Annotated in this window: 12 protein-coding genes; 3 read left to right on the forward strand and 9 right to left on the reverse strand. The window is 72.6% G+C overall.

Annotated elements, in window-relative coordinates:
- Nucleotides 1-16: 16 nt before the first annotated feature.
- The 6 genes from ABZ454_RS00835 to ABZ454_RS00860 form a co-directional block, all read right to left on the reverse strand.
- Nucleotides 17-688 carry a response regulator transcription factor gene (locus tag ABZ454_RS00835; protein WP_359535353.1) on the reverse strand — a complete coding sequence of 224 codons (672 nt, stop codon included), beginning with the start codon at nt 686-688 and terminating at the stop codon, nt 17-19.
- Nucleotides 685-1,878, reverse strand: coding sequence for a sensor histidine kinase (locus tag ABZ454_RS00840; protein ID WP_359535356.1), 1,194 nt, complete (start codon nt 1,876-1,878; stop codon nt 685-687). The genes ABZ454_RS00835 and ABZ454_RS00840 overlap by 4 nt, the downstream gene beginning before the upstream one ends.
- Nucleotides 1,879-1,883: 5 nt before the next feature.
- Complete coding sequence (locus ABZ454_RS00845) at nt 1,884-4,112, reverse strand: MMPL family transporter (RefSeq protein ID WP_359535358.1); 2,229 nt, start codon at nt 4,110-4,112, stop codon at nt 1,884-1,886.
- A gap of 141 nt (nt 4,113-4,253) precedes the next feature.
- Complete coding sequence (locus ABZ454_RS00850) at nt 4,254-4,847, reverse strand: GNAT family protein (RefSeq protein WP_359535361.1); 594 nt, start codon at nt 4,845-4,847, stop codon at nt 4,254-4,256.
- Between the two features lie 58 nt (nt 4,848-4,905).
- A complete protein-coding gene (locus tag ABZ454_RS00855; protein WP_356319299.1) occupies nt 4,906-5,670 on the reverse strand; it encodes a peptidoglycan recognition protein in 765 nt (254 codons plus the stop codon).
- A 294-nt stretch (nt 5,671-5,964) separates the two neighbouring features.
- On the reverse strand, nt 5,965-7,512 hold the full coding sequence (locus ABZ454_RS00860) for a hypothetical protein (RefSeq protein ID WP_359535365.1): 1,548 nt from the start codon (nt 7,510-7,512) through the stop codon (nt 5,965-5,967).
- Between the two features lie 300 nt (nt 7,513-7,812).
- Here ABZ454_RS00860 and ABZ454_RS00865 point away from each other — a divergent pair, with 300 nt between their 5' ends.
- From ABZ454_RS00865 to crcB, 3 genes are read left to right on the forward strand one after another with little or no spacing between them, the layout of a single operon-like run.
- Entirely contained in the window at nt 7,813-8,229 is a 417-nt protein-coding gene (locus ABZ454_RS00865; protein ID WP_359535367.1) for a CrcB family protein, read from the forward strand.
- Entirely contained in the window at nt 8,226-8,594 is a 369-nt protein-coding gene (locus ABZ454_RS00870; RefSeq protein WP_359535369.1) for a DUF190 domain-containing protein, read from the forward strand. Before ABZ454_RS00865 ends, ABZ454_RS00870 begins: the two co-directional genes overlap by 4 nt.
- On the forward strand, nt 8,591-8,965 hold the full coding sequence (gene crcB / locus ABZ454_RS00875) for a fluoride efflux transporter CrcB (protein ID WP_356319295.1): 375 nt from the start codon (nt 8,591-8,593) through the stop codon (nt 8,963-8,965). The genes ABZ454_RS00870 and crcB overlap by 4 nt, the downstream gene beginning before the upstream one ends.
- A gap of 78 nt (nt 8,966-9,043) precedes the next feature.
- Here the strand turns inward: crcB and ABZ454_RS00880 are convergent, their stop codons facing one another.
- From ABZ454_RS00880 to ABZ454_RS00890, 3 genes are all read right to left on the reverse strand, one after another.
- Entirely contained in the window at nt 9,044-9,355 is a 312-nt protein-coding gene (locus ABZ454_RS00880; RefSeq protein ID WP_356319294.1) for an SCO5918 family protein, read from the reverse strand.
- Between the two features lie 123 nt (nt 9,356-9,478).
- Nucleotides 9,479-11,056 (reverse strand): DEAD/DEAH box helicase, encoded by a 1,578-nt coding sequence (locus ABZ454_RS00885; protein ID WP_359535373.1) that lies wholly within the window; start codon nt 11,054-11,056, stop codon nt 9,479-9,481.
- Between the two features lie 421 nt (nt 11,057-11,477).
- On the reverse strand, nt 11,478-11,681 hold the full coding sequence (locus tag ABZ454_RS00890) for a cold-shock protein (RefSeq protein ID WP_015609674.1): 204 nt from the start codon (nt 11,679-11,681) through the stop codon (nt 11,478-11,480).
- Nucleotides 11,682-11,942 lie beyond the last annotated feature (261 nt).

Here is an 11,942-nt window from a genome sequence, read left to right on the forward strand (position 1 = left end):
CAGGCAAAAGGTGTGTCTACGCTCCACCGGCCAGTCCCTCACGCCGGTGCAGCAGACCCGCGTCCATCGCGACCACCACCGCCCGTGTGCGGTCGTTGACGTCGAGCTTGGCGAAGATCCGCAGGAGATGGGTCTTCACCGTGGCCTCGCCGATGAACAGCCGGCGGCCGATCTCGACGTTCGACAGGCCCTCCGCCACCGCCCCGAGCACCTCGGACTCGCGGGCCGTCAGGCTCACGGCCACGGGCCGGCGCATCCGGGCCACCAGCCGCTGGGCCACCCGGGGAGCCAGGACGGTCTCCCCCCGGGACGCCGAGTGGATCGCCTCCACCAGCTGTTCGCGGGTGGCGTCCTTGAGGAGGTAGCCGGTGGCGCCCGCCTCGACGCCCCGCTCGATGTCCGCGTCGGTGTCGTACGTGGTGAGGATCAGCACCCGGGTGGGCGCCTCGCCCGCGACGATCTCCAGGGTGGCGCCCACCCCGTCCAGGACCGGCATCCGCAGGTCCAGCAGCGCCACGTCCGGCCGGAGCCGTTCGACGAGACCGACCGCCTGGCGGCCGTCGCCGGCCTCGCCGACGATCTCGACGGTGGGTTCCGAGGACAGCAGCGCGACGAGTCCGGCGCGCATCACCGTGTGGTCGTCGGCCAGGATGATCCGCAGGGGCGCAGGGGTGGTCTCTGTCGTCATGTCACACCTTGACCGTCGAGGGCGAGCGGGATGGTGGCGAGTATCCGGGTGCCGTCGCCGAGCGAGCTGGTGACGGTGAGGCCGCCGCCGGACTCGGCGAGCCGCTTGCGCATCCCGTTCAGGCCGAAACCGTGGGCGTCCTCGACGACGAACCCGCGGCCGTCGTCCGTGATCTCCAGCTCCACGGCGTCGGGCCCGTGCGCCAGGACCACGCCGACCGTGGACGCCGACGCGTGCTTGCGGATGTTGGCCAGGGACTCCTGCGTGCAGCGCAGCAGGGCGATCCGGGTCGGCTGGTCGCACACGATGTCGGCCAGCTCCGACGTCACGTCGAGTCCGGTGTCCTCGGTGAAGCGTTCCAGCGTGCGGCGGAGCGTCGCGGCGACCGATCCGGGCGCCACACCGCTGCTGGGGGCGGCGCCGACCAGGACCCGGGCCTCGGCGAGGTTCTCCCGGGCCGTCTGCTCGATGGACTGGAGCTGCTGGGCGCTCCGGTGGACGTCCACGGCCAGCTGCGACCGGGCGGCCTCGGCGAGCACGATGATGGAGGCGAAGCCCTGGGCGAGGGTGTCGTGGATCTCCCGGGCGAGGCGTTCGCGTTCCTCCGCCGCGCCCTGGCGCTGGTAGACCTCGGCCAGTTCGAGCTGGGTGCTCTTCAACTCGGTCCTGAGCGCGGCCCGTTCGTCGCGCTGGGCCAGCACCCTCGGCGTCATCAGGGCCATCGCGGTGGCCACCACCCAGACGCCGAGGGAGGAGGCGCTGTTCTGGAGGAATGCCTCCACGTGTCCGCCCTCCCTCAGGCTGCCGCCGATCGTGATCCCCGCGGCCCCGAGGCCGGTGAAGAGGATGGCGCCCCGGGGGCTGTCGGCGAAGACGATGAACTGCGTGAGCATCACGGTGTAGAAGACCCCGAAACCGTCGCCCTCGTACGCCAGGCCGCCCAGCACGACGACGAGCACGCACAGATAGGCGTACGGCCTGCGGACCCGGTCGCCGGGGCGTAACCGCACCAGTGCGTAGCAGAGGGCGAGCACGGCCGTCAGCGCGAGGATCCAGGCCTTCCGGTGCGCCGGGGCGCCGCCCGTCGCCGTGATCAGGGTGACCAGGGCGAGGAGCGCCCAGGACAGGCCCTCCCACCCGTGGAGCACCCAGATCCAGACAGGGTCACCGCGCTGGGGCCGTTGCAGCATGCCCGTCAGACTACGTGGGGGAGCGGCCGGCCGGCCTGGGCGGACGGGACGGACGGGTCCCCGGGCTCCGTGCGGCGCGAGCGTCGCAGGGGGCGCCAGGCGCGCTCCCCGAGAAGCAGCAGGACGGACGGCAGGATCATCATGCGGATCACGACGGCGTCCAGCAGGACCGCCACCGCCAGGCAGAAGCCCATCTGCTTCATCTCGGTGAGGTGCAGGAAGACGAAGGCCGCGAAGATCGTGACCATGACCAGCGCCGCGCTCGTCACCACCTTGGCCGAGCGGGCGATGCCGTCGACCACCGCCTCGCGGGCCGTCATCCCGTGGTCCATGGCCTCCTTGATCCGGCTGACGACGAAGACCTGGTAGTCCATCGACAGGCCGAAGAGGAGCACGAAGAGGAAGAGCGGCACCCGGGAGGCGATGGCGCCGAGGGAGTCGAAGTCCAGCAGGCCTTCGGCCCAGGTGCCCTGGAAGACCAGGACGAGTGCGCCGAGCGCGGCGGCCGCGGAGAGCAGGTTCAGTACGACACCGAGCAGGCCGACGATCGTGGAGCGGAACACCACCGCGGTCGTCAGGAAGGTGAGCAGCAGGAGGAATCCGATCACCAGCGGCAGCTTGCCCCGCTCGTGGTGCACGTAGTCCTGGCCGCGGGCCACGTCGCCGCTGACCGCCACGTCGGTTGCCCGCAACGCACCGGCTGTCGCGGGGATGTAGCGGTCGCGCAGGTGGTCGAGCGAGGCGATCGCCTCGTCGGAGGGCGCCGGGTGCGGCACCGCCAGTTCCAGCACACTGATCCGGCCGTCGGCGGAGGTCCGCACCACGGGGTCGCCGGTCCGGGCGAACAGCGGGTCCGCCTGGGCGGTCCGGCCGAGCGCGGTCAGCGCCTGCCTGACCTCGGGCGCCCGGTCCGGGGCGCTCCGGGCCACCACCTCGTGCTTGACCAGGAGTTCGGGGTACGCGGCGGTCAGCCGGTCGTAGACCTGCATGGCCGGGATGGAGCGGGAGAAGGTGTCCTTGCCCGGGTCGATGAGCCTCAGGCCCAGTGCGGGGGCCGCCACGGCGAGCATGACCAGGACCGATACGCACAGGGTGATCGCGGGGTGGCGCTGCGCGGGGCGCATGAGCGCGCCGAAGATCCGGCCGTTCTCGGGCTTCGCCGCCTTCGTGCGGACCGGCACACCGCGCTTCGCCCGGCGGGCGGCCTTCTTCGCGGCGCGGCGTTCGGCGCGGTGGCCGAGCTTCACGAGCAGGGCGGGCAGGACGGTGAGCGAGCTGAGCACCGCCACGGCGACGACGAGGATGGTGCCGGTCGCGAGGGAGGAGAAGATGACGTCGGTGGCCAGGTAGAGGGTGGCGGTGGAGACGATCACCGCGAGGCCGGAGACCACGACGGCCCGGCCGGCCGTCGCCGCGGCGAGTTCCACGAGCGCCTCGGAGCTGAGCCGGCCGGCCGCCCGGGACCGCTCCTCGCGTTCGCGCTTGAGGTAGAACAGGGTGTAGTCGACGCCGACCGCGAGTCCCATGAGCAGGATCATGTTGGTGCCGACGCCCGGGTCGGGCATCAGGTGGGAGGCCAGCATGGCCAGGCCCATCGTCGCGGCGATCGAGGAGAGCGCCAGCAGCAGGGGCACACCGGCCATGACCACCGAGCCGAACACGACCAGCAGGATGACGAGCGTCACCGGCAGGGAGAGCCGCTCGGACAGCGCCAGGTCGTCGCCGCGCTGGTCGTTGACGCCCTTGCTGATGGCGGGTGAGCCGGTCTCCTCCACGATCAGGTCCGGGTGGGCGTCGGCCACTTCCGCGGTACGGCCGAGGAGCGGGACGACGTTCTTCTTGCCGTCCAGCTCGGCGCCCTTCATGACCACGGTCACCCGCAGGGCCGTGCCGTCCTTCGAGCGGACGGGTGGCGCCACGCTCTCCACCTCGGACAGCGCGGCCATCCGGGTCGTGAGCTCACGGGCCGCGGCGGTGGCCTGTTCCGTGTCCAGGGGGCCGGATCTGGCCCGGATCAGGACGTGTTCGGTGGGCCGGCGCTGGAGGCCGCCGTCGGTGGCCATCGACTCGGCGTGCCCCGCCTCGCCGACCCAGAAGTCCTTGGTGGTGGCGGGGTTGTTGCCGGCGGCGATGCCCGCGCCGAGGCACAGCAGCACGAAGACGAACCAGCCGACGATCGCGCGCCACGGATGCCGGGCGCTCCAACGAGCCATGTGTACAGGTCGGATTCTCATGCGTCCATGCTGGTTCGCAGGGGGGTCCGCCCGGCAGCCCCGGCCGGTGGAACCCCGTGTCCACCGGTCGGTGGACACGGGCCCGGCGACCCGCCCCCGTACCGACGCCGGCGGGCGGGCCGCGCTCTGCCCGACGCTCCGTCAGAGCCGGGCCGCGAGCCGTGATTTCGCCTCGGGCCATTCCTCGGCGAGCAGCGAGAAGTAGACCGAGTCGCGCCAGGTACCGTCGGGCCGGCGGCGGTGGCGGCGCAGCACCCCTTCGCGCCGGGCGCCGAGCCGGGCTATCGCCTCCTGCGAACGGACGTTGAGGTGGTCGGTCTTCAACTGCACCCGGCCCATGCCCAGTTCCTCGAAGGCATGACCGATCAGGAGCAGCTTCGCCTCGGTGTTGACCGCCGAGCGCCAGTGGGCGCGGCCGTACCACGTCCAGCCGATCTCCAGCCGTTCGTCGGTCACCTCGACGTCCAGGTAGGTGGTCCAGCCGATCGCCCGGCCGCTGCCGAGGTGGATGACGGCGAAGGGGACGTACACACCGCGTCGCGCCTCCGCCAGCAGGGTCGTGAGCTTCTCGCCGAGCTCCTGCACGGTGCGGGGAGTGGGGCCGCCCTGCCAGCGCCAGACCTCGTCGTCACCGCCGCCGGCGGCGAAGAGGTCGTCGAGGTGGTCCGGGGACAGCGGCTCGAGGCGCACGTGGCGGCCGGTCAGGGTCACGGGGAGCGGGGCGATGGCAGGCATGCCCGCATGGTAGCCCACTTCACACTAGGCGAAACCGTCGTATGCACTAGTGCAGAACTCAGGAGGGGGTCTCCGCGTCTTCCGTGCCCGTGCGCGCCTTGCGCAGCTCCGCCGCCGCGGCCCGGACAGCGGGCAGTTGCGCGTACAGCGCCTCGCCGGGGCAGTTGGTCTGGTACGCGTCGCGGTGCCCCGATATGACGTGCAGCACGGCCGTTTCGCCCTTCGCGTACCTGCTCGCGTCGTTCGTCGAGACCAGCCGCACCGTGCCGCGCGGATCCGCCCCGGGCCGCAGCTTCCACGCGGCCACCTCGGCCAGGGCCCGGACGATCGCCCGCGGCACCTGGGCCCCGCGCCCGTAGTTGCCCAGCACGGCTATCCCCACGCTGTCGGCGTTGAAGCCCGTGGTGTGCGCCCCGCGGACCTGCCGCGTGATGCCGCCGGCCCGGCCCTCGTAGATCGTCCCGCACCGGTCGACGAGGAAGTTGTAGCCGATGTCGTCCCAGCCGTTGCCCTTGATGTGGGCCTCCTCGACCGACCGCAGCATGCGCGGCACGTCCGCGCAGTCGTAGGTGTTGGACTCCCCCGTGTGATGGATGAAGACGGCCCGGGCCGCGCCCGTGTAGACCGCGTGCTCCCGCACCATGGCCTCGTCCGCGTGCCAGGCCGCCCGGGTGACGATCGGCGGCTGCGGCACCCCGGCGGCCCGCTCGTTCACCGGGGCGGCCGGCGGGGGCGGCGCGAGGCCCACCGGGGTGCCCCGCAGGATGAGGAGGGTGAGCGGGAGAACCGCGGCGGCCGGCCAGAGTCGGTGACGGAGCCACATGGGACCACCCTGCGGCCTCGCCGCCCAGCGCGCAGACAGGGTGGCCATTCGGGTGAAACCGCTGGTCCGGGCCATGCACGCACGGGGCGGTGTGGGCCGGTCGGGTGACACCGCCACCCCCGCCCGCCCCCGCGCGGGGCGGCCCGGGCAGCAGCCGCCGCGGCGCGACAGCCGGTACGTCCGGACAGCGGCTTCGGTCATCCGGCCACCCGCACGCCCGGCCGGCGACCACCGTCACGCGACAACCGGTGCGACGGCCGGCGACCACCGTCACCCGGCGTCCCGTACGCCCGGTCAGCAGCCGCTGCCACGCGGCAGCCGGTACGCCGAGTCCAGCCGGTACGTCCCGCCCTTCGGCACGGTCAGCCTCGTCCACTCGCCGTCCTGCCGCAGGCACCCCCCGGCGCCCCCGTCGGCGCCGCGCACCCGGAGCCACGGCGAATGGGCGATACGGACGGTCACCGATCCCGCCCGGGGCATCCGCACCACCAGCTCGGCGTCGCTGCCGCGCACGACCTCGGCGGGGGCATCCACCAGCGGCTTCGCGCCCCGGACCCGGTAGACCGTCCACCCGGCGTCCCGCCACACCTGCTCCAGCCAGGGCTGCCCGGCCCTGACCAGCTTCGCCTCGGCCTCGGCGGGGCCGTCCGGCCGCCCGTGGTGCAGCACCACGTAGCCCACGGCCCACCGGTCCAGCCAGGCACGGTAGCGGGCGGGGGTCAGCGTCCCGTCGTAGAAGAGCCGCCCCCGTTCGACGTCGAGCTGACGGTTCCAGCCGCGCGCCATGTTCACGTGCGGTGCGAGTGCGGCCGCCTCGCGGTGGTTGCGGGCCGGGACGACCTCCACGCGGCCGAGACCGGCGTCGAGGCGGCGCAGTTCACCCACCACGCCCTCGGTGCGGGACGCCCAGGCCGGCACATCGGTGGACACCTGGAGGTCGTCCACGGTCTTGTCGACGAGCCACTGGGCGGACAGGACGAGGGCGGTCGCCATCACGGCCGTCCGCCCCCATGCCTTCTCCCGTACGAGGGCGAGGGCCACCACGAGCAGCACGGGCACGGCGACGAGACCGAGCAGCCTCTCCACGTTCGTCCCTATCGGGGAGGCGATGAGGAAGGTGAGGAACACGCCGACGCCGTACACCACGGCGCCGTACCGCAGAAGACGCCATTCCCGCCCCGCCGGGGCCGCGACCGCCAGAACGGCGCAGACGGCGAGCGGCATCCACAACCTGCCGCTGGCCATGGGCTGTTCGCCCTCGAACGGGAAGATGACCGTGGTGGCGCCCACGACGGCGAAGAACGGCACCATCAGCACCGCGCCCTTGCGCCACTGACGGTCCAGGAGGTACGCCGCCCCCGCCACCACGAGGAACAGCCCCGCGACCGGGCTGGCCATCGTCGCCAGCGCCCCGGCCACCAGGGCGGTCACCGGGCGGTGCGCGTACAGGCAGGCGACGAGCCCCACGGCGACGCCGAGAGCGAAGGTCGTACGCCCGGAGGCGACGTTGCACCACAGGGCGAGGGCGGCCAGGACCGCGGGCAGGACCGCGTGCCGCACACCCCCGCGCACGAACAGGAGCGCCATGAGCCAGGTGCCCGCGATCCCGGCGGCCACGGACACCGTCCGGACGCCGAGGAAGGCCATCACATACGAGGAGAAGACGCTGTAGTTGGCCGTGTGCATCCCCCCGTACCAGGAGAGGTTGTAGGCCGCGTCCGGGTGGCGGGCGGTGAACCCCGACCAGGCCAGCTGTGCGGCGAGGTCGCCGCCGCCGGTGGCCAGGACGGCGGCCCACACGGCGTAGAGCGGGATCACGACGGCCACGGCGATGACCGGCACCGCGTTCCGCCGCCACCACGGCGGGCGGACCTCCGGCTCCCTCCCCCGTTGCCGGGGGACGCGACCCCGGCCCGGGCCGCCCACAACCGTCCGCAACTCCCCGCTGGCATACACCCGGGCCACCCTAGGACAACACGACCCCGCCGGGTACGGGCGATAGCCTGGAGGGAGCGGGGCCCGGCGGCGGTCGCTGCGCGGCGATGGGGCCCGCCGTACCCGACCCCGGCCGGAGCCGGTGACGGTCCGGCTCGCTGGCGTGCGCACCCGCGTCCGGCGTGCGAACCGGCGAGTAGGAGACGCGTGTCCGTGAAGTTCCGCACCCCGCAGACCGCGGTCGTGGCGGTGGTCGCGCTCGGCGGCGCGGTGGGCGCCTCCGCCCGCTACGGCGCCGCGCTCCTGTGGCCCACCGCGCCGGGCGGGTTCCCGTGGACGACCCTCGTGGTCAACGTCGTCGGCTGCGCGGTGATCGGTGTGTTCATGGTGGTGATCAGCGAGGCGTGGTCGGCCCACCGCCTCGTGCGGCCGTTCTTCGGCACCGGGGTACTGGGCGGGTTCACCACCTTCTCCACGTACGCCGTGGACATCGAGCGCCTCGTCGACGGCGGCCGGGCCCGTACCGGTCTGGTCTACCTGGGAGTGACACTGCTCGCGGCCCTCGCGGCGGTGGGAAGCGCGGTGTGGCTGACGCGCCGCGCACTGGCGTGGAGGCAGGCATGACGACGCCGAGCACGGAACCGGGCCTGCGGCTGACCGTCCTGGTGGGCGAGTGCGACACCTGGCACCACCGCCCCGTCTTCGCGGAGATCGTGCACCGGGCGCACCGGGCGGGACTGGCGGGCGCCAGCGCGTTCCGCGGGATCGAGGGCTTCGGCGCCTCCTCGATGATCCACACCCAGCGGCTGCTGTCGCTCAGCGAAGACCTGCCGGTGGCGGTGGTGATCGTGGACACGGAGGCGAAGGTCCGCGCGTTCCTGCCGGTGATCGCCGAACTGACCGGCGACGGCCCGGTCACGCTGGACGTCTGCGAGATCGTCCGTCCGGGACCGGCTTCCGGTGAGCGGGATTCGGGGGACCGCCCGTGAACTGGCTGCTGGTGGTCATCGGTGCGGCGGTCGGCGCCCCGCTGCGGTATCTGACCGACCGGGCGGTGCAGTCCCGGCACGACACCGTCTTCCCCTGGGGGACCTTCACGGTGAACGTGAGCGGGTGCCTGGTGCTGGGCCTGCTGACCGGGGCGGTGGCGGCCGGGGCCGCCTCCTCGCACACGCAGCTGCTGCTCGGGACGGGTTTCTGCGGGGCGCTGACCACGTACTCGACGTTCAGTTACGAGACGCTGCGGCTGGCCGAGGGCGGGGCGAGGTTCTACGCGGTGGCCAATGCCGTGGCGAGCGTGGTGGCGGGTCTCGGCGCGGCGTTCGTCGGCGTCACCCTCGCCGAGGCGCTCTGGACCTGACACGGCAGCGGACGCGCCGAGGCCCGGCCTCCCCCGCGGGGAGACCGGGCCTCGGTGTGTGCCGGGGGGCCGGACGCCTCAGGCGTCCTGGCCGGGCGTCCCCAGCGCGGCCGACGCCGCTTCCATGGGCGTGAGCACCACGGGTGCGGCGGGGGCCGGGACGGGCCGGCAGGTGAAGCCGAGGCGCGAGAGCGCCCTGGTCACCTCACCGGCCGAGAAGTCGCGGCGGTCCTGCCGGGTGATGACCTCGCCGACCTGCTTGACGGGGTACACACGACGGCTGATGATCACCGATTCGCCGGTGACGGGCTCGGGCTTGACGCCCTTCATCGATTCCTCGACCTCGTGCTTGAACAGGTCGAACGGGAAACGGGCGATGACGCAGCGCATGGTGCCTCCACGGGGACGGGGAGCGGAATGGGGCAGAACCGCGGATGCCGGTCGGACGGCGCGACCGGACGACGGCGGGGCCGCACGGCCGGACCTCGGTCAGGCAGTGCGGCCGGACGTCGGTCAGGCGGCTCGGTCGCCGGAGGAGCGGCGCGGCGCGCCTCCGCTCCGCGGCTGGGAGGACGAGGACGCCGAAGCCGAGGGGCGGCGCCCCTGGGCCGGGCGGCTGCGCCGGCCACGGGAGGAGGAACCGCCCTTGGGGCGCTCGGACGGCGGCGAGGTGATGGTGACGGGCACGCCCGAGGGCGCCTGCGCACCGGTGATCCGGCTCAGCTCGGCCTCGCCGGAGCGGACCTCGGCGATCTGCGGGGTGATCCCGGCATCGGCCATCAGACGCGTCATCTCGCGGCGCTGGTTGGGCAGCACCAGGGTGACGACGCTGCCGGACTCGCCGGCCCGGGCGGTACGGCCACCGCGGTGCAGGTAGTCCTTGTGGTCGCTCGGCGGGTCGACGTTGACGACCAGGTCGAGGTTGTCGACGTGGATGCCGCGCGCCGCGACGTTCGTGGCGACCAGCACCGTGACGTGGCCGGTCTTGAACCGCGTCAGGGTCCGGGTGCGCTGCGGCTGGGACTTCCCGCCGTGCAGTGCCGCCGCCCGTACCCCGCTGCTGAGCAGGTGGTCGGTGAGCTTGTCCACGGCGTGCTTGGTGTCCAGGAACATGATCACCCGGCCGTCGCGGGCCGCGATCTCCGTCGTCGTGGCGTACTTGTCGGCACCGCGGACGTAGAGCACGTGGTGCTCCATGGTCGTCACCGCACCGGCGGCCGGGTCGACCGAGTGGACGACCGGGTCGTGCAGGTAGCGGCGGACCAGCAGGTCGACGTTACGGTCCAGGGTGGCCGAGAACAGCATCCGCTGGCCCTCCGGCTGCACCTGGTCGAGCAGCTCGGTGACCTGCGGCATGAAGCCCATGTCGGCCATCTGGTCGGCCTCGTCCAGAACGGTGATGGAGACCCGGTCCAGGGTGCAGTCACCGCGCTCGATGAGGTCCTTCAGCCGGCCGGGGGTGGCGACGACGACCTCGGAGCCGCCACGCAGCGCGGCGGCCTGGCGGCCGATCGACATGCCGCCGACGACGGTGGCCAGCCGCAGCTTGAGGGAGCGGGCGTACGGGGTGAGCGCGTCGGTGACCTGCTGGGCCAGCTCCCGGGTGGGGACCAGGACCAGGGCCAGCGGGCGGCGCGCGTCGGCGCGGCGGCCGGCGGTCCGGGCCAGCAGGGCCAGACCGAAGGCGAGTGTCTTGCCGGAGCCGGTGCGGCCGCGGCCGAGCACGTCACGGCCGGCGAGCGAGTTCGGCAGCGTGGCCGCCTGGATCGGGAACGGCACGGTGACGCCCTCGGAGGCGAGCGCCGCCAGCAGGGGCGCGGGCATGTCGAGGTCGGCGAACGCCTCAGCGGCGGGCAGGGCCGGGGTGATGGTCTTCGGCAGGGCGAACTCACCCTGCTTGGCGGCGGGCCGGCGGCCGTAACCGCCGCCGGAGCGCTGGGCCGGGGCGCCGAAACGTCCCTGGCCGCTCGGCCGGCCCGAGGCCGGCGAGCGGAAGCCGCCACCCGAACGGGAGCCGCCGGAACCGGTGGCTCCACCACTACGGGTGCGGGAAAAGCGGTCATTGGAGCGAGCTGTGCGGTCGCGGTTCATACGGAACCTTTCCTCGATATGGCGCGTATCGAGGAATTCATTGCGGCGACGAGCGGCACAAGAATCGCAAGAACGGGCCGTTGGCATACGTGAACGAAGCCCGGCAGCCGGTCTTGAGCCGATACGGGCCCGGGAGAACCGGGTCCGGCGCTTCGCAATGACGGACGAGCCGGCCCGGGAACGGGCCTGCGGGTCATGTCACGGGGCTCCGGCGGACCGGTGGTCCGGGAGCCATGGCGGATCGTCCGCCGCACGGTGAAGAGCGTGGGTCCTGTGCGCTGCCCCGGCGGCTCGTGGCGGTGGTACCGACACGGCGTGCTCGGGGGCGGACCCTGAAAAGCAACGAGCTGGGGCCCGCACCCAAGGTGCGGGCCCCAGCTGTGGATGCGCACTCAGCGCGTGAGCGCCGGTGTCATCGGATTCACGCGGGGGTGATGTTCTCAGCCTGCGGGCCCTTCTGGCCCTGCGTGACGTCGAAGTTCACCTTCTGGCCCTCCTGCAGCTCACGGAAGCCGCTGGCGGCGATGTTCGAGTAGTGGGCGAAGACGTCAGCGCCGCCGCCGTCCTGCTCGATGAAGCCGAAGCCCTTTTCCGCGTTGAACCACTTGACGGTGCCAGTAGCCATGTTTATCTCCTTCTGGGGCAGAGCCCGGGGACTCGCACTGTGCCAGTCCCGCGTCGCCGCGATGATTACCCCATCCGGATAATGAGCCGGATAATACAAAAGTGCGCCCATCAGCCCATTTAGCTGAGGAGAGCACTTGGAGTCTTTGGGAACCACAACTGCAACTGAGATCTACAGTAGCACAATGAATGCGGGCGGGCGCGGCAAGTAATTACACTCCGCCCGGCGTGTCATAAACCTTCACCGCGCATTGCACAGAAT

Source organism: Streptomyces sp. NPDC005803, from assembly GCF_040630435.1.
Classification (GTDB): Bacteria; Actinomycetota; Actinomycetes; order Streptomycetales; family Streptomycetaceae; genus Streptomyces.